Here is a 22,678-nt window from a genome sequence, read left to right as displayed (position 1 = left end):
TAAATTGGCTTTTTAACGCGTCAGTGAGGGAGGAAAGAACGGGACGATGCTATTTGAGCAGCGTGGAAATGAAGCTGCGCATACGGGCAAATCGCTTAGAAGATCGCGTTCAGCCTGGTTGTTGTCAAATGAGAGGTGGACCTCCCAAAGAAACCGGAGAATGGCCGGTTTGTGAAACGCCATACGAGCGCCTAGGTTGGCGGCTTTGCTTTTGCTTTTTCGTCCGCTCTCACTGGTCTCTAGGTTGTCCATGCGGCTAATCCCTCCCCGTACTGCGTCGGAGCGGTTACTTGTTCTGGGAATGCCGCCTGTTGATGCAGTCCGCAAGCACAGCAGCATTTTTTCTATGCGCGATGCTCGGTCACCTTGATGCGCGGGGCCGGTAGATCAAACACTCCATCGCGGAATTCCTTATTTTCATGCAAAAAATCTTCCGAATTTTATGGGAGACCTAAGTAATTACTGATGATGAAGTGTTTTATAACCTAGTATTCTTATAGAATATTAGTCTACCGGACAACCGGAGACACAATGCGAGCAGCGTTTCCGTGACGGCGATAGCTTTGTATTGTGTTTTTTATTTGGCTGGCCAATCGAAAACGAGACGGCAGACCACAAATAGTGGAGGGTTATGTATGAGTATTCGCAAATCGAGAGTAAATCTGTTCAAAAGGTATGTTCCATTAGGTATCGCAGCATTATTGTCGGTCGTCTTATTCACAGGATGCAGCAGTAATGTTAGCAACGTTCAGCCTGCCGGGAACAAAGGTGAAGGAACGAATTCATCTATGTCAGCTGAGCCGGCCAAGGCTGAGAAAATCTCGTACCGTATTGGTGATATTATCAATACGGAGCAGGTCAATAACTTTAATCCTTATTTAAATACAGGCAATTATCGTCCATTGTTTGATTATGTGTATGATGCGCTCTATTACTTCAATCCGGTCAAGGGAGAACTCATTAATCGGCTTGCAGCAGATAGCGGCACATGGTCTGAGGATCAGAAGACATTGACCGTCAAGCTGAATACCACCGCGAAGTGGCATGACGGAGAAGCCTTTACGGCGGACGATGTTGTGTATACCTTCCAAGTACTGAAGGATCATCCTGTGCTCGATTCCTACCATTTGTGGAGCGATACTCGTCTAAACAGCGTGAGGGCAAGTAGTTCCGATACGGTCGTTTTTCAATTAAACAATCCGTTTCCTTCGCTTACAAACTACCTGACTACGGTCTATATCGTGCCCAAGCATTTGTTTGAGAAAGAAGACCCGGAGACCTTTCTAAACAAGACGCCGATTGGAACAGGAGCTTTCAAGTTCAGGAATATTAATGAAAGTGCGATTCTGCTCGATGCGAATCCAGAGTCTTACTTAGGTGCTCCGCAAATTACAGAGCTTGTGCTCCAACGCTTCAAGGATTCTCCTGCGATCACACTCGCATTGCAAAAAGGAGAAATTCAAGGAACGACTGGCACTATTGCAATGCCGAGTCTGCCTAAGCTGCTCGAAAACAAGGACAACAAGCTGCAGCAATTCCCAGGACTTTCAACCTTCGCAGTCATTATTAATAACGATAAGCCTGGCTTGAACGATGTTGCCGTACGGAAGGCGATTCAGCAGGCAATTAACCGTGAGGAAGTGGTAGAGAAAGGCGAGATGGGGGCAGCCACTGTCGGGAACCATGGCTTCTTATCCCAAGTTTTCGGCAGTCTTGTGAATGAGAAGCTTGCAGATGATCCTTCTCTGCAGTTCAGCATTGAACAAGCAAACAAGACGCTGGAAAATGCTGGCTATGTGAAGAACAGCAAAGGGATTTATGAGAAGGATGGAGTCAAATTATCCTTTGTGTACTATATGGCGGCTAATGCTCCGGCACAGAACAAAGAAGGAGCAATGATCACCGGCTGGCTGAATCAGGCGGGGATCGCTACAACTATTAAGATGGTTACCTGGCCGGAGCTCACTAGCCTTGCGATGTCCGGTTCCTACGATCTGATCCAAAATGGGATCACGGTTCCTGCAGATCCGCAGGCAGCGCTTGAAGTGTTTCATAGCAAAATGACGGCGCCTATTGGCGAGAATACCTCGGGCCTGAACTGGGCGAGATTCAGGGATTCGCAAGTGGATGAATGGCTGGATGAGGGCTCAGCAGCTAATGCTGAGCAGCGTACGGAGCTCTACAAGAAGGTGCAGGCGAGAATTGCAGAGCTCGCTCCTGTCGTTACGCTGTACAGCTCGGGCAAAACGCCATACAGTGAGACGTCATTCACAAATTACGATACTAATGTTCCGGCAACCTCAGTGCTCTCGTTAGTGAAGGTCACGAAGAAATAAAGAGGAGCTGCACCGATGAAGATTCAATTGTCTTACGTCGTTCGGAGAGTCGTATTCGCAATTGCGACTCTCATCGCCGCGATCATCATGAACTTTCTGCTGCCGCGACTCATCGGCGGTGACCCTGCGGAAATGATCGCTTCACAGACGGCACTCGGTTCTGCCGAGGTCGCAGAGGGGCTGAGAAAGCAGTTTGGGCTCGATAATCCGAGCCTGATCCATCAGTTCGGTAAGTATATCACCCAATTGCTTCAAGGTAACTTAGGCATTTCATATTTTAATTACCCGGTGCCGGTTAAGGACGTTCTCTGGAACGCCTTACCATGGACACTCGGAACTGTGGTTATCGCTACTTTGCTAAGCTATGCAATTGGCTGGCTGATCGGTATCAAGGGGGCTTTGAAGCCAGGCTCCTGGTTCGACAATTCAGCGCTCGGCGTCAGTTTTTTTATTAACTCCGTTCCGTACTTTTGGATCGGCATTATGCTTATTGTTATTTTTGCCTATAAGCTGGATTGGTTTCCTTTGGGGCAAGCGATATCTGTTGATTACGACACGCTGAGTCCAATGGGAAAGGTTGGCTCCATTGTCCATCATGCCGTGCTGCCTGTCCTCTCTCTTGCTTTGGCATCGGTAGCGAGCCATATCCTCGTGCTGCGCAACAACTTGATTCGGGTATTGTCGGAGGATTATATGGTGCTCGCGCGGGCCAAGGGACTCTCAGCCAGAAGGCGTGTGTTCCACTACGGTATACGAAATGCATTCCTGCCCTCGTTCACAGGCTTCATGCTGTCGCTAGGCCATGTAGTTGGAGGAGCGATTACGATGGAAATTGTATTTTCCTATCCGGGGATCGGCATGTTGATCAATAATGCGATATTGAATCATGACTATCCTCTAATTCAAGGTGCATTTCTAGTCATCGCAGTGTCCATCATTGCTGTCAATTTGATTGCTGATTTGATTTACCCCTTTATTGATCCTCGTGTCAATTTGAATTAGGAGTGGAACGGAAATGAAGAAGGTCAACCTACCCCTGGACGGTTCCCGCAGATGGAACGGCAAGCAGCTGGCAGGGGGCGCAATTCTTGCTTTTTTTGCAGCTGCGGCGTTCATCGGTCCGCTGATTGCTCCTTATCCCAAAAACGATATTGAATTCGAGGCGTGGCTGACACCCTCCATGAAGCATCTGCTTGGTACGGACAGCTATGGACAGGATGTGTTCTCGCAGCTCATCTATGGTACGCAAACCTCGTTTCTAGTCGGCGTTATAGCGGGTTTTATTACGACGATTATCGGTGTTCTCGTCGGTCTTACGGCTGGCTTTTACCGTAAATGGGTAAGCGATGCATTGATGTTCATCGTTGATTTGCTGCTCATCATTCCGGTTATCGCGCTCATGATCATCTTGGCTTCCTTCCTGCCGTCGATGGGACTCACGAGTATCATTCTCGTCATTGGCCTGTTGAGCTGGCTCTATATGGCTCGAAGCATTCGCAGCCAGACATTATCAGAAAAGCAGCGCGGGTATGTGGAGGCGGCACGGGTCGTCGGGATGAGCAATTTTGAAATTATGACCAAAGAAATATTGCCGAATTTGTTTCCGATCATCGCGGCCAATCTGGTCAGCGTGACAACGCAGGCCGTTCTGGCGGAGGCGGGGCTGAGCTTTCTGGGCATCGGCGATCCGCGAAGCGTGAGCTGGGGAACGATTCTTACCCTGGCGCATACGAACAACGCGATTATGTACGATGCATGGTGGTGGATCATTCCGCCAGGCATAGCGATTGCACTTTTTTGCTATGGCTTCGTACTGCTCGGCAACGGGACGCTAGAGAGGTTCCGGGCGAAGCGTGGTGCGCAGCAGCATTTTTCTTGAAATGAAAGGCAAGGGAGGCGGTATAGATGGGGTTATTGGACGTAATAGATTTGCAAGTAGAATATGCTGCACCGAATGGAATGTTCAAAGCGGTCGACGGAGTCAGCTTCTCCATCGAGCGAGGAGAAATTTTCGGGCTGGCAGGTGAGTCCGGCTGCGGGAAGTCGACTACCGCCTATGCCATCAGCAGGCTGCTGCGCCCGCCCGCGAGACTGGTTGGAGGCCGTATTGTTTTTGACGGTAAAGAATTAACGAAGCTTCAAGAGCATGAGTTTCAGTCTTACCGCTGGTCGAGAATTTCGGTTGTACTGCAAAGTGCGATGAATAATCTCAACCCCGTAATGCGAATTAGCAGTCAGCTGGCCGATGTTATTCTTGCGCATGAAAGAGGCATAACGGCCCGCGGTGCGCAGAGCCGAGCCGAGCAATTGCTTGCCCTGGTGGAGATACCAGCAGCAAAGCTGTCCAGCTATCCACATGAGCTGTCCGGCGGGATGCGGCAGCGCGTCGTTATCGCGATGGCGATGGCGCTCCGCCCGGAGCTCATTATTATGGATGAGCCGACAACCGCGCTGGATGTCGTCACGCAGAAAGGGATCGTGAACCGGATTATCGAGCTGCAGAAGGAGCTTGGTTTTTCTATCTTGTTCATCACCCATGATTTGCCTCTTATGCTTGAGATATGTGACCGGATCGGTATTATGTATGCGGGCCGAATGGCGGAGGTTGCCAGTGCCGAGCAGCTGCTGTATGGGGCACGCCATCCTTACACGCAAGGCCTTCTTCGTTCTTTTCCATCCTTGACCGGTCCGAGGGTGCGAATTGATGGCATTCCAGGCTCGCCTCCGAATCTCATTATGCCGCCGGCAGGCTGTCGCTTCGAATCACGTTGCCAGCACGCGGCCGATGCATGCTCGCGAATCGAGCCAAGCATAATCAACGATGATAAAGGGATGGTCGCTTGCCATCTATATGGTTTCAGGGAGGACAGCTATGAAGCCGTTACTGCAAGTCAATCACGTTAGCAAAGCGTTCGAATCAGGATCTTTTCTAAAAAAGACCAGGCACAATGCCGTCAAGGACGTCTCCTTCACGCTTCATAAGGGTGAAGTATTGGCAATTGTTGGCGAGTCCGGCTGCGGTAAAAGTACACTAGCGAGAATGATCGTGAACCTGGTCGATCCTACAAGCGGCGAGATTCTGCTGGATGGTCGTGCGATAAGCAGAAAACCAAGGGATCGTAAGGCAGTAGCCAAGGAAATCCAAATGATTTTTCAGGACCCGTTCGAGACTATGAATCCCAATCATCGTATTCTAGACGTCATCGGCCGACCGCTGCAGCTGCACGGAGAGAGAGAGGATATTCGAAAGCGTGTGCTCGAATTGCTTCAGAAGGTAGGCCTGGCGCCAGCAGAGGATTATATTGATAAATATGCCTCCCAGCTGTCGGGTGGCCAGAAGCAGCGGGTCATGATCGCCAGGGCACTTGGCATTAATCCGCGCGTGCTAGTCGCCGACGAGCCAACGTCCATGCTGGATGTATCCATAGGAATCGATATCATGAATTTAATGCTGGATTTAAAAAATGACTATGAGCTTTCCTTGATATGGATCACTCATAACCTGGGAAGTGCAAGATATATGTCTGACAATATTTTAATCATGTACGGCGGGCAAGTCGTTGAAAGAGGGGATACGGAGCAGATTATTGCCAATCCGCAGCATGCTTACACGCAGACCTTGTTGGATGCGTCGCCTAATCCGTGGCGCAGGAGGGAGGAGTAATGGGCACGAGCAGACCAAACATGATCGTTATTTATTGCGACGACTTGGGATACGGGGATCTTGGCTGTTATGGCTCTGAGTATATCCAGACACCACATCTGGATAGGTTGGCAGATGTGGGAGTCCGCTTCACGAACTGGTACTCCAACTCCCCTGTCTGTTCTCCGTCGCGCGCATCGTTATTGACTGGCCGCTATCCAGCTCGTACGGGTGTTGAGCGTATATTAAGCGGCAAGCGCGGCACTGTCGGACTGTCGTTGGATGAGCAGACATTGGCGTCGCTGCTGAAGCCGCATGGCTATCGAACTGGACTGTTCGGGAAGTGGCATCTGGGCGTAACACCGGAGCAGAATCCGAATGCCCACGGCTTCGATGAGTCGTTCGGATTCCTCGCGGGCTGCGTGGATTATTACTCGCATATTTTCTATTGGGAGCAGCAGAGCGGTGTAAACCCCGTTCATGACCTATGGCATAACGGCAAGGAAGTATGGAGTGACGGTGAATACATGACCGAGCTGATTACAGCTAAAGCTGTAGCATTCATTGAAGCTGGCGGGGGGCAGGGAGAGGAGAAGCCGTTCTTCGCTTATGTGCCTTATAACGCGCCGCATTATCCGATGCATGCACCGCAGAAATACGTGGATCGCTATCAGGGTCTGGCTCCTGATAAGCGGATTATGGCAGCGATGATCTCGGCTGTGGATGATGGTGTCGGCGAGATCGTGGATGCATTGCGCAGAACAGGGCAATACGACAATACCATTATTTTTTTCTCTAGCGATAATGGACCGTCAACGGAGTCGCGCAATTACCTGGATGGTACAGAGGATTTATTTTATGGCGGTTCAGCGGGTATATTCCGCGGGCACAAAGGGAGTCTATTCGACGGAGGGATTCGGGAACCCGCTATTCTAAGCTATCCGGAGCTGCTGGGAAACAGGGGAATTGTCCGGCACGAGCCTTGTGCCATGATGGACGTTGTTCCGACGCTTCTGGAGCTGGCGGGAATCGAGCTGCCGGAGCGGGTTGTGGATGGGAAGAGCGTCGTGCCTTTGCTGCGAGAGGGTGCAAGTGAGCCTGTTAACCCGCATCACGAGCGCCTGTTCTGGGCTTATGAGGGACAGCTTGCCGTTCGCGAAGGCAATTGGAAGCTAGTGATGAACGGCAAGCTTGATTTTGGCCGCCGAGCGCCCGAGGCGGTTCATCTGTCCAATTTGGAGCATGATCCGGGGGAACGCATTAACGTTCACGACCAATATCCAGATAAGGTACGTGAGCTGCAGCAGGCTGTTACCGCTTGGTACGATGAAGTCAGGCGTCAAGAGGGAGAAACATGAACAACCAGATTAAGCGAGGAATGCATGGAGCGGTCGTCAAAGACAAAGCAGGCGGTTGCTGCTGTCAAGTCGGCCGAGGCTCAGAAGCGATCACGAACGCAATCGAGACAAGCCCAAGCGTACTTGCTAAGAAGCCGGGGACCGTTTATGAAGGAATGGTGCTGCTCAGTGGCGGCGCTTTTCTGATGGGGACAGAAGATCGTGAAGGATTTCCTGCAGACGGGGAAGGTCCTGTTCGCGAGGTGGGGGTCGATCCTTTTTATATCTCGCCATACGCTGTGACCAATGCGGAATTTGCAGCCTTTGTTACCGATACAGGCTATCGGACGGATGCCGAGCAATGGGGCTGGTCGTACGTATTTCATCTATATGTGACAAAAGAATCAGAGAAGGATGTACGCAGTGCAGCCCGCAATACCCCTTGGTGGTGGGTAGTCGAGGGCGCAAATTGGCGCTGCCCTGAAGGGAGCGGCTCACATATTGGAGAAAGGATGAACCATCCGGTCGTCCATATCTCATGGAACGATGCGGCTGCGTATTGCACATGGTCAGGTACACGCTTGCTGAGCGAAGCGGAGTGGGAATTCGCCGCCCGCGGTGGGCTTGTGCAGAAGCGCTATCCGTGGGGAGATCTGCTCAAACCGGACGGCGAGCATAGATGCAACATATGGCAGGGCAAGTTCCCATATAAGAATAATGCCTCCGATGGTTATGAAACAACAGCTCCTGTGGATGCCTTTTCGCCTAATGGCTATGGTCTATACAATATGGTCGGTAATGTATGGGAATGGTGTTCAGATTGGTTCAGCCCGTATTCGCCTGTGCAGGATGTGCGCATTAATCCGCAAGGACCAAGCTCTGGAAAGGCAAGATCGACGCGCGGTGGCTCGTATCTATGCCACAAATCATACTGCAACCGGTACCGCGTTGCGGCTCGAAGCTCGAACAGCCCGGACAGTTCAGCCGGAAATATGGGGTTTCGGGTTGGAGCGACCTTTCAGTAATAATGTCAGTATCGGACTTATTCTTATCTTTCGAATTCAAGTAGAGGGGAGCAATGGGAAATGAAAGCTGTAATGGTCATGTTTGATTCCTTGAACAAGCATATGCTGCCGAACTATGGCTGCGAATGGATCAAGGCCCCTAATTTTGAAAGGCTATCCGAGGCGACTGTAACATTCGACAGCTGCTATGCGGGCAGTTTGCCGTGCATGCCTGCTCGCAGGGAGCTGCATACAGGACGGCATAATTTTTTACATCGCAGTTGGGGGCCGCTGGAGCCGTTCGACGACTCTGTAATTGACGTGCTGCGCCAAAACGGTGTGTATACACATCTGTCTACAGACCACACGCATTATTTCGAAGACGGAGGCGCTACTTACCATCCCCGCTTTAACAGCTGGGAGTATGCAAGGGGGCAGGAGGGCGATCCATGGAAGGGCAATGTCCAAGACCCTCATATTCCCGACTCGTTATCGGGACCTAAGATTGGCAGCTTATGGCGTCAGGATTGGGTGAATCGCGCTTACCTGGATACGGAGGAGAAGCAGCCGATTGCCTTAACCTTCGGCAGTGGCATCGAATTTATCGAGACTAACCGGTTGGAGGATAATTGGTTTCTACAGATTGAAGCATTTGATCCACATGAACCATTTTTCACGCAGCAGAAGTATAAGGATTTGTATCCACATCTCTATGATGGCAAGCATTTCGATTGGCCTGATTATGGAAAAGCCACGCAGAAGCCTGAAGAAATTCAGCATGCGATTTATGAGTATGCGGCTTTACTTAGCATGTGCGACACCTATCTGGGCAAGGTGCTGGACATCTTCGACAGATATAATCTATGGCAGGATACAATGTTAATCGTCAACACGGATCATGGTTTCCTACTGGGGGAACACCGATGGTGGGGAAAGAATATTCAGCCCTTCTACAATGAAATTGTCAATCTTCCGCTCTTCATCTGGGACCCGCGTCATCAAGAGAAAGGCTCGCGAACGGAAGCGCTAGTCCAAACGATCGATATTGCGCCAACACTGCTCGAATTTTTCGGTGCGCCTATTCCACCCGACATGCAGGGCAATCCGCTTAGCCGGCTTGTTGACGGTAAAGATGGCGATGGCAATCCGAAGCTGCGGGAAGCAGCTATTTTTGGCATACATGGCGGTCATATCAATGTGACTGATGGCAGATATGTCTATATGAGAGCACCGCAGCACTTCGATAATGGGCCGCTTCGAGAATATACGTTAATGCCGACCCATATGCACAATCGTTTTGGGGTCAAGGAGCTTAACGATCTCCGCTTGCGGGAGCCGTTTGCCTTCACGAAGGGCTGCCGTACGTTGGAGATTGAGGCGCATACGTTTTTGAATCCGTACTTGCACGGGACGCTCTTATTTGATTTGGTGCTAGACCCTCGCCAGCAAACGCCGATCGTGGATGAGCGGGTAGAAGCCCGCATGATTAAGCTGATGGCCGAAATCATGAGGGAGAATGATGCGCCATTGGAGCAGTTCGAGCGTATTGGAATTCCGGTGGACGGAGTTGTCGGGCAAGCTACCCTGCATTTGGAGAAGGAAACGCGTCGGCGGATTTACGAGGCAGACTTAGGGCTTGGCGAGGAATGGACAGAGCAAGGGAGAGAGGCGTATTTTGCAGTTCAGTGTCTGGTTCCGGCTCCCGTTCGGCTTACGCTGCTGGAAGGCATCAAGGCTTATGTCCAATCCGCTAACATTAAAAAGATTGACGATGAGGCAATCGCGCAGTGGGTAATTACATTCGGGCCACAGGGCGAGTCATTATTGAAGATGCTTAAAATGCTGGTGTTGTAGCATTTAATCAGATGCAGCAGAGTGGTGGCGCGCTATTGCTGGCGCCCAAAGCGGCCAGGCCATGGAGGCGGCGGACTTGGAAAAGTACGTTCAAGCGGTGACGACGCAGGTTATTTCCGGCAAAGGGTCCGATCTTATCCTCATGAACAACTTGCCCCAAAACAAATTCGTCGCCAATAAACTGTTGGTCAACTTATACGACCTTATGGCCAAAGACAGCTCGCTTGATCAAAACGCGTTATACGCCAATATTTTGAAGGCATCCCAAGACGGGGATGGCCTGTATGTCACGCCGCTCTCCTTTTCGCTCGAAATGGTTCAGGGAAATACCGGGGTATTGAAGAAGGAGAATATTTCAGTCGATAAAAACAAACCCTGGAGCTGGAGCCAATTTAAGGATGTTGCCATGAAGTTGAAGGAACAAGGGAATCGCGAAGGATACTACAACCTGATTATGTCACCGCTGCTCTACGATTATATCGAGGACAACTACGCGGAGCTTGTCGGACAGGGCAAGCCGAATTTCGACTCGGATCTGTTCCGCAACATGATGAAGGAAATCAAGTCGATATACGACGAAGGCTTGCTCAGCGAAGGTTTTACGTCCGATCCGGGTAAAGCGGTATTTCAAATGGTGGGCATATTCCACCCTGCGGCAGCGCTGACGATGTCCTCAAACTTTGAATATTACCAGAAGCCGAACGCGAGCGGAAAACAGGAAGGCGTGCCGTTCAAGTCCATGTACAGTTTTGGGGTGAACAGCAAATCCGAGGTTCAGCCGGAAGCATGGGAATTCATCAAGTTTTTGCTTTCCGATGAAATGCAAGCTTCGCCGGATCTCTCTGGATTGCCGATAAATAAAGCCGCCACTGATAAGAAATTGAATGAAGTTTTGCAACAAATCGAGAACGGAACGATGGATGCTCCGTTCCCGGAAGACTTGCCGGATGCAGAAACGACGAAAAAACGGATTACAGAGGTACAGAAGCTGATTTCAGAGGCGGGCGTCCGAAAATCCAGTGATATGAAAGTGTTAACGATCACTTTGGAGGAGTTCGAAAGCTTTAAAAGCGGACAGAAATCTGCAGAAGAAGTCAGCAAGCTGATTCAGAACCGGGTGACAACGTATTTGAATGAGTAACGGGAAAGAGCAGCAGGGTAGATCGGGTGTCGTTTAGAAAGTAAGATTGAAGGCCACTGGGAATTCAATCTCATAGAAAAAGGCACAGTTCTTCAAGAAAGTTGAAGAGGCTGTGCTTTTTTGACGGATCATGGAGTCCTCACGAAAGTCCAAGTGGAGGATCGGGATTTAAAAAATTAAGCTCACCCCTTGCGTTGGTGCTGAATGACAGATATAATGCGATTAATCAATCACTAACGAAAGGGGCTTGTTATGGCTAGGTCGAAAGGACAGGATCGCAAGGAGGAAATCCTTGAGGCAGGTTTGGAGGTATTCGCGGAGCGCGGATACTATAACACTACGACAGCCCTTATCGCAGAGAAAGCCGGGATCTCTCAACCTTATGTGTTTCGTTTCTTTCCGACGAAGGAGGAACTGTTCATCACTGTTTTGAATCGGGCGTTCGACCGGATACTCCAAACGTTTAAAAATGTCGAGTCGAGTCCGGAGCAGTTGGACAACGACATGCTCAAAGCCTATGAACAATTGTCGGCCCAATATCCCAATGAGATTGCTTTACAGGTGATCGGCATTGGCATCACCGATGAAGCAATCCGGGCGGTAACCAAAGAGGGGTTATCCCGCATCAGAAACTATGTCCTGGAACAGTATAAAGCAGCAGGCATGCCTGATGCAGAAAGAAACGCAACGATTTTTATCGCCATGGGCATGATGTGCAACATTTCTTACTTTTTGGATCTTCCCGAGCTGTTTGCGTTCAACGAAAATAAATAACCGCCTGAGGTTATTTATTTTTTGCGAAAAAGTAATTGATTAGTGAAGAAAAAATGGAGTAAGCGGCAGAAAAGGTGGATGGGATTCGGCATGTTCACCGTCATTCCTCTCGGTGTATTTCTCTTGTTTTTTGCGTATTGGACAATTCAAGTCAATCAGGCCCATAAGCCTGAGTCCGTAAACATGGGCGAGATGCATTTGCATAGCTCACGAGGATGGTGAACGCCGATAGCCGCACCCAAAATGTGGATGTGTATGGGGGCTCATTTAAGGTCGTTTCCATTGATGGGAGTGATATCCCGGGTCCGGGAGTCATTCAGGATCAAACCCTGCTTATCGGAGCAGGACAGCGCTACGACCTGCTGTTTCAAGTGCCTTCGGATCAAAGGATTCTGTTGCAGAGCTCGTCCGCAGACAGTCGGAGTTTACCTGATATCCATATCGGACAGGGGAGCATGCCGGAGCGTGGACAGGCGAAAGGCAAGTTTGATTTCACTGCGTACGGCTCGTCCAAGCCGGATGGGCTTTCACTGGACTCCGAGTTTGATGTGGTGGAGCATCTGTCTTTAAGTCAAAAGGCTTTTGCGGCGTATACGATCAACGGAGAAATCTTTCATCATATCCCGCCTATTATGGTGGAGGAGGGCGATCTGGTCAAAATCTCCATGACGAATAATGGGGGAGGCACGCATCCTATGCATCTGCACGGTCATATTTTTAAAGTGCTTAGTAAAAACGGAATACCATTAACCAGCGACATTTATATGGATACCTTGCCCATTGAGGGAGGGGAGACGTTTGAGATTGCGTTTGTCGCCGACAATCCCGGTCTCTGGATGAAGCACTGCCACAACCTGAACCATGCAGCAAGCGGGATGACCATGATGGTCAATTACTATGGGATAACCACCCCCTATACAGTAGGTACGCTATCCGGGAATATCCCAGATTAAGCTGTTTAATGATTGATTAATCACTAATTAAAGGAGGGATAAGCATGAAAACGGCGATCATGCTATTATCAGGAGGATTTTGATGAACATAATTGAAACTGAACAGCATGCGATCGCCGATCTTTCTAACTGCTGTAATCCATCTTTGTCAGCTTGATTGCGAGTGCATTGCCGGGCGCTCCGCCGCATGGTTATCTTGGCCGGATTTGAGGGTGAAGCCCGCTTCACCCTCAAATGGTATAAATTCTAGTATGTTAAAGGATAATCGGGTGAACTGCTGCCCACTCAGATATTCTCATAGGCAAGCGTTTTTTTCTTAAGAAATTCTGCCATGTACACCCATCCGATTAGTCCACATAAAACAAAACCAAACGCATGCAGCGTTCCGTAAATTGGAATGAAATCGAGTATTGTTAAGGAAAACTTGTTTTTCAGTAACGGATAGAAAATGGAAAGGACGACAACTGAGTAAAAGGCAATGCAAGAAAGGACTAAAAAGAAGGTTGCCTTATTGTGTAAAGAGTTTCTCCTCAAGTAAGTTAGGAGATAAGTGGTGTAAATCACAATATTACAGGCGAACAAAGTGACACCAATATACTCAATCGGCTTGGAGAAAATCATACCGATAGCGATCAGAATGGGGCCGATGATATCGATGGCTACGACCCAGGGATACCAGGTTTTCTTCGTCATAATCCGTCCCAGTACACCAATAAAAATCGGAACGATAGCAGATGAAAAATGAAAGTGGACTGAACTTAGTGCGTGCGTTGCAGGATTAGCTTGGAAGAGGTTAAATTGATACTGATATAAGGTGAACCAAATGCCTCCGATAAAAAAATAAACGAGCCCCGCGCCGATCGCTATTTCCGCTGTTCTTCCCTCATGATTAATAATAGTGGTCAAGCCATAGATGCAAATCAGAAATGTTAACAGCAGCCACCCAAGGGAGAGAGTACCTGGTATTGCCGTGCTTCCTAACCCCCACATCTTACTGCTCATTACGGAGGCTAAGGCAAGAAGCGCTGCGGGAAACTGAAGCAGCTTAATAGCAGCATAAATCATCCTTTGATGTGTATTCTTTTCGTCATGGTTCAAAAGTAAAATCACAAGAGGTACAATGACGAAAGCCGCAAACAGCAGGAATTTTTCAACAAGTTCGAATTGGAAGTAATCCAGATAAAATATAAGGATGGTAATGATTCCACCGGGAATCACCGGTACTATCCATGATTTCATCATTTGCCTCAGGAAACTATTCATCGTGGTTCCTTTCTAACCATGCTTGGCGTAATACCTGCCTGCATCCGTTTTTGAAGCTTGCTTTATTGTATATAGGAGGTTCTCTTTTTAGTAGTTTAACACATTTTTTTGCCAAAAGACCAGGTACGGTGAATCGTATCATCGATAGTAGTAAAGCAGAAAGTTGAGTTGAATGTGGATGCAGCGATGCTCAACCTGCATATAGCGTAAATGCTCCACACATGTGGACTGGAAATATGCAGGTACAGTCATACAAGCTGGAGGAATATGATGAACAGCCTGTAAGGCGGCTTCTTGAATAAGTTACGGTAGTTGATGATAAGCTGACCGTTGAATTCAAATCGGGTGTTGAGATGGATACAGAATTGCAAGTGAAAAATAGCCGCTGATCAAGGAGTAGAGAACCCTAATCGGCGAGTGTACTACTCATTATTTTTCAAAAATTTTAGTATCCTATCTGCTTGGTTGACAATTAGGTGTCCCGTATCAGGCAGCAACTCGATCCTAGCTTGTTGTGCAAATTGTTGAAGTCGCTTAATGCTCTTGCTTGCAGGTATTAATTGATCAGAATCGCCAAAAAGCATTAAAATCGGCATAGTCAATCGATAAAGTGACTGATCATGAATTAGTGGCATTTTTGCCGTTCGAGGTTTGAAATATTTGAATGTAAGCGATGCGAATGTAAGACCTTCTCCCAATCCGGATAACGATGATGAAGAAACATTACCACCCACTAATTTGAGTGTTTGTAGCTGACCCCATTTTCCAAGTAGTGAGAAAAACATTGCTTTCCATAGGAAACTGGCTTTTTCATGTGCAAGCCCTCCGGGACAAAGCAAAATCAAATTGTCAACCTTATCCGGATAGGTGGTAGCGAAGCTCAATGCCATCCAACCACCTAATGACATAGCTACGATTGTACAGGAGCTTAATCTAAGTGCATTTATTGTTTCGTTCAACCATAGAGCATATTTACCACTTTTGTAGCTTGGTCGGCTTGTCGCTGATAATCCTGCTTCTCCAATAATGTCGATTGCATAGACATTGTGGGTTTTAGAAAGGGAAGCTATATCGCTGTACCAAGTGTAAGAATTCGATACGCTTCCATGCAGGAGGATCAGAGGGGGATTGTTTTTTGATCCAGATTCTATGATAAAAGTCGGTCCAAGACTTGTCTCAACTTCGTATTGGTGGTTTTCCACTGGCCAGCTAGCAAGTATTTTTCGGTACTGTCCTAAAACTTCTTGTTTGCCTACTTCTGACTTATATATGTTTTCCATTATAATTCGCCTCTCTTTCTATTTCTCTAATTTGATAGTTCAGTTTCTCTTTTTCTTTCATAACTGCATTTTCAAACAACTTCTGACGTATTTCACGGACTCAATTCAGTATGCCTAATATTGCTAATTGAATTGACATAACTATCCTCTTATACAAATAATATAGGTTAACAATAACATATGTTATTTGTATTGTAAATCTCATTAACTTTAATTGGCATGCTGATAGCTGACATGTTCCATCGAACATTAGTTAGACATTCGTTCTGTCCTCTCGAGCCATGTAGAGTCGGTCATATTGATGGTTAGAAAATGAGAGGTGCCAGGTTCGCAACAATATACCTTGGGAGGGGATTTTGTTGCCGCGGCAGCCTTGGCCAGAATGGACAGCGCCAAGCAAGCAGTTTCAATGGGGGAAACTCTGTAAAAACACCATCACAATGAGAAGGGCAAAGAAATCATTAAAATAAATTAAGAGAAGATTAACATCTTTTTTTGTTTTGTTCTCTAAAATGGTATCATTACGTCTTTGTACATGTATAGAAATTGTACGCTAACTAAGCAGCAACGACTCAAAAATGAATTGGACGTACATCTGTCGTTTTGCAAAAAAGAAAGGATGTAATTATGTATCAAGGAAAGTTGCGAAAAATTACCATCATAATGTTAGCAGTATACACCATTTTGACCTTATATTTTTTGTATCTAGGTTTCGGCAGAGCTTCTTTTCTTCAAGATTCTGGTATGCGATATAGTCTAATACCTGAAGGGATTCCTTTACACTTTCCAATGGGAAGGAACTTTCAAATTTGGTTTTTTGAGTTGGGCAACTTTGTCGCATTTATACCTTTTGGAATTGTCATCCCGCTTCTGTTTCGTTGTCATTTCATTCGATTTATAACCTTATTTATTCTGTCTATTACGATCCTTGAAATCTTACAAATGCTTTCTCGTTTAGGATCCTTTGATATTGACGATATCATAATTAATACATTAGGGGCGGCGGTAGGATTTTGGTCACAGCGGTTAGTGCGACGTGACCGGGATAAATTTAAAGGGATCTGTCGAATCATTTTAACAGCCATTGTACTTTCGATAGGAGTTATTGCTATTGTTGGCGGCATCAATAATTATTTAGATAATGGAGGCGGCGAAGTCGCAGCCCTGAATGAACTTACATTAAAAGACGGGTCTGTACTGTGGGATGAAACCCTCTTAAGTTTTACTTCAGTCGGGAAAAAGGTTGAGCCTCAAATCAATGTATACAGTAGAAAAAATACAAGAACTAACGAGTTTACGTATCTTTTAAATGGCAAATATACAAGAATAGCAGGCAATGCCGCTATACCGGATGATGTAATCAACACTGCAAGCAATGGGAAAAGTGACATCATTTTTATTGCAGATGGCACAGAAATTTATTCATTGGGTTTATCAGCTGAAATCGGATCGAATCAGCTTGCCTTTCAAATCCCTTTAAACGGAGTAAATGAACTTACCATTAAATTAATGAATGATGACCCAAGTCCGGCTACAAATGCCGTGATGTGGGATATAGCACTTACAGAAGTAAACACGGGACAAATGATTATAAATCGTATTAAAGAAAAATTAAGATCGTTATTGTAATGGTAAAAAGTGAAATACAGCCGGACATCTTTTGATGACTGAAAGAGCTTTCAATGTCCTCAATTAGTCGAAAGCCCGAACTTTTTCATGAGCAAGATAGTAAGATGATGAAGCCTAGGTGGATGCCCCACTTAGGCTTTTCTTGCATATGGGGTATTATCTGCCGGAATAACTCTCCAAGCCTAGCCCTCGCCAACGGGCGGAACAATTATCAGTCTGGCATAAGGAATGAGAGGAACAGAGGAGAAGGAGTGATCTCACTGTCTTCTATTTTAATTGAATTAACGCGGGTGAGTATGCTGCTACTCTCGGGCTTGTGATATACTTTAAGATGTATCCGTGGTTAATATATACTGATGTTTGAGCAATGTTCCATGGACAAGTTCAACTAAATTCCGGACAATGATTGTTCTGACAGGTATAAAGGGGTTTTGAATGATGAAAGAGAACTTTTGGCGTGATTTGCCACGGCCATTTTTTGTACTGGCGCCAATGGAAGATGTGACGGATGTTGTGTTTCGCCATGTCGTAAGTGAAGCTGGCAGACCGGATGTGTTTTTTACCGAGTTTGTAAACACAGAGAGTTATTGTCACCCGGAGGGGAACAAAAGTGTGCGCGGACGCTTGACTTTTACTGCGGATGAACAGCCTATTGTGGCCCATATTTGGGGTGATAAGCCGGAATATTTCCGTGAGATGAGTATCGGCATGGCCAAAGAAGGCTTCAAGGGCATCGACATTAATATGGGCTGTCCTGTACCCAATGTAGCGGAAAACGGAAAAGGAAGCGGCCTGATCTGCCGTCCCGCTATTGCAGCAGAGATCATCCAGGCAGCTAAAGCCGGGGGACTGCCCGTGAGTGTGAAAACAAGACTTGGTTTCACTGAAGTAGACGAATGGCGCGACTGGTTGACCCATATTTTGCAACAGGACATTGTGAATCTGTCCATTCATTTGCGGACGAGAGAGGAAATGAGCAAAGTGGATGCGCACTGGGAACTGATTCCGGAGATCAAGAAACTTCGTGATGAGGTGGCACCCCATACCCTGCTGACCATTAACGGGGATATCCCTGACCGTCAGACTGGACTCAAACTCGCAGAGCAATATGGTGTGGATGGTATTATGATCGGACGAGGCATTTTCCAGAATCCATTTGCTTTTGAAAAGGAAGCGAAGGAGCATAGCAGTGAGGAATTGCTTGATTTGCTGCAGTTGCACTTAAATCTCCATGATCAGTATTCAGCAATGGAACTGCGTTCGTTCAGCTCTCTTACCCGATTTTTCAAAATCTATGTCCGCGGATTTCGAGGGGCAAGTGAACTCCGAAACTGCTTAATGAACGCCAAATCAACCCGTGAAGTGCGTGAACTGATCAATGAGTTTAGAAGTGAGAAATAGGATAGACCCTTAAATGTGGAGTGCTGTTCACTGTAAGTGCGGAAGGACAATTAAATCGGAGATGTATTGGCATATACAATGAAGAGGGGCAATTGCCCCTCTTCATTTATTGCTTAACGTTTTCATTTTGTAGCCATTTGCCCTATATACCCAAGTGATTGCCATGTCAGGTGAGGCTCCCATTAGTCTGTGTAATTTCAGAAAAGATAGAAGATGAGACCTTTGCCTTCGGCTGCGGTTTGGCTGTAGAAACGCCGGATTTCGTTAAAATGCTGCAGAAAAAAGGCAAAGAATGCTTCTTCGTCCTCGTCCGAAACCGTGCCAGGCTCAAGAGGATATACCTCTTCCTTGACCATGGCCGGGAAATTATACCGCAAGCGAAGCTGCGCTTCATCCAGCTCGGTGATGGCCTGGAGCGCTTCTGCAACTTGTCCGGCGCGCAAGGAAAACGCCCCAAATGAACCGAAATCAATGCCTTTATCTGATGTCAATGGAACAACATAGCCAAGAGGGGGCTCTCCATCGGAAATATCTCCACAAAGCAGGTAGTGAATCGCCTCCCAAGACCGATCAATGTCCAGTCCCGGATAATCGTCTATTTTCAAAGTCTTCAATGCAATGTCGCCTGCAGCGATTTGCTGCACCAGCTTGTCATCCATAGCAAAGTAATATCCGTATATTCCCATATGATGAGCCTTCCTTCCATTTTTAAATATGATCTAACTGTAACACCCGAAAATTGTGTATTTCAAGGAGCATTGGACATAGGTACATTGCAGGAGTAGCTTGCCAAGCGCGGATGCACACCTCGCAAAATAGGGTGGGACTACCCATACATCTTTATGTCGGCCACCACTACTCAAACGATGTGGAGTCAGTCCTATTAATGATTATTTCAGGTAGGATTCATCTGCTTAAATGCACCCGAGGGAGGAGAAAGACAATCTGTGGGATTTAGACCACTCGGCAGCACGCGGCCGAATGGCATGTCGTGGCTTGTATGTATTTGCCCATGAAAGCCGTCTCGGCAATGCTCCATCCAGTCAATTATTTGAGAAGGTCGATATTCAAGAATCGATAAAGGTACGGTCGCAAGATCATATAAAAACTATCAAGCTATTTTTGATGAGGTGATGCCTGAGGGAGTAGCGCTGCATAAGATCATTAGTTCTTTTGGGTAGAACGAAGATAGCAAGAAGATGTCGGACATCATCACTTCAGTCAACGAAAATAGCATGGGTATCCCCCCTGTTTTGAAGGCTCGAAAGGGGGGGAGGAGTACTGTATGTTGCTGGAAAGGCAATGATTATGGAAAGTCATATTTACCTTCGAAATAAAAAAAAGCTTGAGCCGGTGCGGCTCAAGCTTTTAGTTGTTCTAACCGGAAATTAAAGGTTTCATTTTCCTACTTGAAATTTAGATATAGCAATACCAAATGAATAGCTGCAATTATTCTCAGGAGGTAAATCAAAGATCTGGAGAACGTAAGTTAATTTGGCAAAAGGACAGCTGGTAATATACATGGTTTTTATGTTTGTGTACACTTAGGTTCCGTTATTAAGCTAGCAGGCAGGAAAATACAACTTTTTGTTGACGACATCTTAATTAAGTAGTATTATTTCTCCAATTTAACTTATTTTGTTAGGAGAATATGGATGTCAAATATTCAGGCCATTGTACTGGACTTGGACGGAACTTTGCTCAGTAGTGATAAAGCGATCTCTCCCAGAAATTATCAAGCTGTTAAAAGATGTTTTGATTCTGGCATTCATATTATTATTGCCACGGCGCGGCCGCCTAGAGCGGCTAATCAATTTTTGAAGATGTTCCCTTTTGTAGACTACATGGTTTATTACAACGGTGCTTTAGTTACATGCAAATCTGCACAAAATGAGCGGCACATCAGTATTCCCATGGAGATTAGTCAACAGATTAACGCCTTTATCGAGTTACGCATGCCCCAGTCGATCATTTCATATGAGGTTAATGATTTATGGTATACGTGTAGGCCAGTTCCCGACTCCCAATGCGCTCAATTGGGTATTCGCCCGAACGATCCGAAACCCCAGGTTGTTGATAAAGATTATATTCATACTCTTTCCCCGACTAAAATATTGGTTCTGGAATGCAGCACATGGAGGGATATTTGCGAGCAGTTCAGTGATCATGTAAACGTAATCGCAACTGATGAAGGCGTATTGGTCCAAATTATGCATAAGTCAGCTTCAAAGGAAAAAGCTGTACAACGGGTGTTAAGCGATATCGGGGTGAAATCAGAAAATGTAATGGTATTCGGGGATGACTTTAACGATTTAGGCCTTTTCCATATGTCCGGATTTCCGGTCGCAATGGACAACGCGATAATTGAACTAAAGAACTGTGCAGCCCACGTAACCGATTCAAATGATAATGATGGAGTCGCGGTGGCAATTGAGAAATTTGTAATGAAAAGTTGAATGCGGGGTGGCTTACATCAAAACAGACCTCATGATAATCTCTTTTTTTGGATTGCTATCAATCCATAATTATGGATTTTTAGTTCACTCCATTAATTGTTATACTAACTTAGAAAAAGCAAAATCGAGGCTTTTCTGAAGTAAGCCCGAATTGGGAATCTTGGAATGGTTGATGGTCAAATGCCTTATGTTGCTCCCTTAATTTCGTTTGGTTCAATGACAAGCTGTATTTTCATGGTGCAACAGGGGGAAGACGGAATCGGGTCATGAGTGCTGACCCGGAGGTTGTTTCACGGCATGTGGACCGGTACAGGTGTACCGGGTCGAGCCCAGTCATATTACAGCGAAAGAAAATCCGGTTAAAGAAACATCGGGATCGGTGATATCGAACATCTTGCTAATGAAGCGTGAATCAGAGCTGACACTGAAAAAAGTGGTGCGTACGCCGAGGAATACGACCAAATAAAACAACTTCACTGACAACAGATGTCAGTGAAGTTGTTTTATTATCATGATAACCATTCATTACTAATGGATGGTTGCTGTTACTTGATGATGTATATAAGGAGAACTGACAAATGAATAATACGGTATATCTTTATGTGTTTGATGCTATGTCCGATTGGGAAACAGGTTACGTAACTGCCGAACTGAACTCTGGGAGATATTATAAACAGGGGCTGGCTCCATCAAAAATAGTTACCGTAGGAATTGAAAAATCTCTGGTAACAACAATGGGCGGGTTGAAAATACTGCCTGACATCAAACTGGATGAGTGCAATATTAGAAGCGTCGATGCATTGATTTTACCCGGTGGAGATACATGGACGGAAACCATACATCAGCCCATTTTAAAAATTGCTGAGAGATGTTTGCAGGAAGATAAATTAGTTGCAGCGATTTGCGGTGCTACAGTGGGACTTGCCCAGGCAGGGTTGCTGAATTCATGTGGGCATACAAGTAATGATCTGGAATATCTTAAAATGATCTGTCCGACTTACACAGGTGAAAAGTATTACCAAAAGCAGTCTGCTGTAACTGATGGAAATTTGATCACTGCATCCGGAATAGCTCCCTTAGAATTTTCTGTACATGTCTTAAAAGCTTTGGATGTGTTTTCTTCAAAAACATTAGATGCCTGGTATTGTCTCAATAAAACTAATGAATCCAAATATTTCTATGAGTTAATGAATTCAATCCAATGAGTTACATAGGTGCACGAGTCATCAAAAATCACCACTTTTGTGGCGATTTAATGTTTCGCATAACTTAAGCAGAATGAGCATGTTACCGTTGTTGGTGGTCGTCAGTCACGGGATGAGGTGCGATTACAGTCCGATCCGTAATTGGGGGCTTAATATGCACGAGTGGAACATGCAGGTAGATGACCAAATGCTTACCAATATTCCGGGTATCCACGCGGCAGGTGATTTTGTTACCTATCCGAACAAGGTGGAGCTGATTGCCGGTATGTTCACCAATGGTATTGTAGCGTTAAGGAGGATTACATGTCCTGGAGTAAAATGAAGCAGAATCTGGATCCGATCGCCATGTATTATGGCAGCAGTTGTGGCGTTGCTTTATCGTGTGCATATTCAAGCGAAAGA

21 protein-coding genes and 1 pseudogene are annotated in these 22,678 nt (G+C 46.4%); 18 read left to right on the top strand and 4 right to left on the bottom strand.

Annotated features, from left to right (window positions below):
• Positions 1-12: 12 nt before the first annotated feature.
• Entirely contained in the window at positions 13-252 is a 240-nt protein-coding gene (locus H583_RS38080; RefSeq protein ID WP_028559679.1) for an IS66 family transposase, read from the bottom strand.
• A 383-nt stretch (positions 253-635) separates the two neighbouring features.
• On the opposite strand from H583_RS38080, the gene H583_RS0106010 reads away from it, so the two are divergent.
• From H583_RS0106010 to H583_RS32045, 11 genes are all read left to right on the top strand, one after another.
• A complete protein-coding gene (locus H583_RS0106010; protein WP_028559678.1) occupies positions 636-2,336 on the top strand; it encodes an ABC transporter substrate-binding protein in 1,701 nt (566 codons plus the stop codon).
• 15 nt (positions 2,337-2,351) lie between these two features.
• Positions 2,352-3,338 carry an ABC transporter permease gene (locus H583_RS0106005; protein ID WP_051236071.1) on the top strand — a complete coding sequence of 329 codons (987 nt, stop codon included), beginning with the start codon at positions 2,352-2,354 and terminating at the stop codon, positions 3,336-3,338.
• Positions 3,339-3,351: 13 nt separating this feature from the next.
• On the top strand, positions 3,352-4,215 hold the full coding sequence (locus H583_RS32060; RefSeq protein WP_051236069.1) for an ABC transporter permease: 864 nt from the start codon (positions 3,352-3,354) through the stop codon (positions 4,213-4,215).
• A 26-nt stretch (positions 4,216-4,241) separates the two neighbouring features.
• Positions 4,242-5,240, top strand: coding sequence for an ABC transporter ATP-binding protein (locus H583_RS0105995; RefSeq protein ID WP_028559676.1), 999 nt, complete (start codon positions 4,242-4,244; stop codon positions 5,238-5,240).
• Complete coding sequence (locus H583_RS32055) at positions 5,209-6,000, top strand: ABC transporter ATP-binding protein (protein ID WP_081667010.1); 792 nt, start codon at positions 5,209-5,211, stop codon at positions 5,998-6,000. Before H583_RS0105995 ends, H583_RS32055 begins: the two co-directional genes overlap by 32 nt.
• Entirely contained in the window at positions 6,000-7,337 is a 1,338-nt protein-coding gene (locus H583_RS0105985; protein WP_036708666.1) for a sulfatase-like hydrolase/transferase, read from the top strand. Before H583_RS32055 ends, H583_RS0105985 begins: the two co-directional genes overlap by 1 nt.
• 20 nt (positions 7,338-7,357) lie before the next feature.
• Positions 7,358-8,341: a formylglycine-generating enzyme family protein gene (locus tag H583_RS0105980; protein ID WP_081667023.1), complete on the top strand. Its 984-nt coding sequence runs from the start codon at positions 7,358-7,360 to the stop codon at positions 8,339-8,341.
• A 60-nt stretch (positions 8,342-8,401) separates the two neighbouring features.
• On the top strand, positions 8,402-10,174 hold the full coding sequence (locus tag H583_RS32050; protein ID WP_081667009.1) for a sulfatase: 1,773 nt from the start codon (positions 8,402-8,404) through the stop codon (positions 10,172-10,174).
• A 76-nt stretch (positions 10,175-10,250) separates the two neighbouring features.
• Positions 10,251-11,315: an ABC transporter substrate-binding protein gene (locus H583_RS0105970; RefSeq protein ID WP_028559673.1), complete on the top strand. Its 1,065-nt coding sequence runs from the start codon at positions 10,251-10,253 to the stop codon at positions 11,313-11,315.
• A gap of 252 nt (positions 11,316-11,567) precedes the next feature.
• Positions 11,568-12,089 carry a TetR/AcrR family transcriptional regulator gene (locus H583_RS0105965; RefSeq protein ID WP_028559672.1) on the top strand — a complete coding sequence of 174 codons (522 nt, stop codon included), beginning with the start codon at positions 11,568-11,570 and terminating at the stop codon, positions 12,087-12,089.
• Positions 12,090-12,304: 215 nt separating this feature from the next.
• Positions 12,305-13,042: a multicopper oxidase domain-containing protein gene (locus H583_RS32045; protein WP_051236067.1), complete on the top strand. Its 738-nt coding sequence runs from the start codon at positions 12,305-12,307 to the stop codon at positions 13,040-13,042.
• 285 nt (positions 13,043-13,327) lie between these two features.
• On the opposite strand, the gene H583_RS0105950 is transcribed toward H583_RS32045, so the two are convergent.
• Both H583_RS0105950 and H583_RS0105945 read right to left on the bottom strand, forming a co-directional pair.
• Positions 13,328-14,305, bottom strand: coding sequence for a YndJ family transporter (locus H583_RS0105950; protein ID WP_028559671.1), 978 nt, complete (start codon positions 14,303-14,305; stop codon positions 13,328-13,330).
• Between the two features lie 422 nt (positions 14,306-14,727).
• Positions 14,728-15,585, bottom strand: a complete 858-nt coding sequence (locus H583_RS0105945) for an alpha/beta fold hydrolase (protein WP_028559670.1) — start codon at positions 15,583-15,585, stop codon at positions 14,728-14,730.
• 627 nt (positions 15,586-16,212) lie between these two features.
• Here H583_RS0105945 and H583_RS35970 point away from each other — a divergent pair.
• Together H583_RS35970 and H583_RS0105935 are read left to right on the top strand one after the other, a co-directional pair.
• The gene (locus H583_RS35970; RefSeq protein ID WP_081667007.1) at positions 16,213-17,214 is read left to right on the top strand and encodes a VanZ family protein; all 1,002 of its coding nucleotides are present in this window, start codon (positions 16,213-16,215) and stop codon (positions 17,212-17,214) included.
• 438 nt (positions 17,215-17,652) lie between these two features.
• Positions 17,653-18,615 (top strand): tRNA dihydrouridine synthase, encoded by a 963-nt coding sequence (locus H583_RS0105935; RefSeq protein ID WP_028559669.1) that lies wholly within the window; start codon positions 17,653-17,655, stop codon positions 18,613-18,615.
• Positions 18,616-18,812: 197 nt separating this feature from the next.
• On the opposite strand, the gene H583_RS0105930 is transcribed toward H583_RS0105935, so the two are convergent.
• Positions 18,813-19,301 (bottom strand): YfbM family protein, encoded by a 489-nt coding sequence (locus tag H583_RS0105930; RefSeq protein ID WP_028559668.1) that lies wholly within the window; start codon positions 19,299-19,301, stop codon positions 18,813-18,815.
• Between the two features lie 232 nt (positions 19,302-19,533).
• Between H583_RS0105930 and H583_RS37500 the strand changes: the two genes are divergently transcribed.
• The 5 genes and pseudogenes from H583_RS37500 to H583_RS36495 all read left to right on the top strand — a co-directional run bounded on the left by H583_RS37500 (position 19,534) and on the right by H583_RS36495 (position 22,598).
• Positions 19,534-19,749 (top strand): type I CRISPR-associated protein Cas7, encoded by a 216-nt coding sequence (locus H583_RS37500; protein WP_028559667.1) that lies wholly within the window; start codon positions 19,534-19,536, stop codon positions 19,747-19,749.
• A gap of 521 nt (positions 19,750-20,270) precedes the next feature.
• Positions 20,271-21,071, top strand: coding sequence for a Cof-type HAD-IIB family hydrolase (locus tag H583_RS0105920; protein ID WP_036708663.1), 801 nt, complete (start codon positions 20,271-20,273; stop codon positions 21,069-21,071).
• 123 nt (positions 21,072-21,194) lie between these two features.
• Positions 21,195-21,537 (top strand): annotated as a pseudogene (locus H583_RS37495) (pyridoxamine 5'-phosphate oxidase family protein).
• A 112-nt stretch (positions 21,538-21,649) separates the two neighbouring features.
• Entirely contained in the window at positions 21,650-22,276 is a 627-nt protein-coding gene (locus tag H583_RS0105910; protein WP_028559665.1) for a type 1 glutamine amidotransferase family protein, read from the top strand.
• 79 nt (positions 22,277-22,355) lie between these two features.
• The gene (locus tag H583_RS36495) at positions 22,356-22,598 is read left to right on the top strand and encodes an FAD-dependent oxidoreductase (RefSeq protein WP_154665808.1); all 243 of its coding nucleotides are present in this window, start codon (positions 22,356-22,358) and stop codon (positions 22,596-22,598) included.
• Positions 22,599-22,678 lie beyond the last annotated feature (80 nt).

Origin of the sequence: Paenibacillus pinihumi DSM 23905 = JCM 16419, assembly GCF_000422505.1 — a bacterium.
Lineage (GTDB): Bacteria > Bacillota > Bacilli > Paenibacillales > Paenibacillaceae > Paenibacillus_D > Paenibacillus_D pinihumi.
Note: the sequence above shows the minus strand (reverse complement) of the source record. Positions and strands in the feature narration are given on the sequence as shown.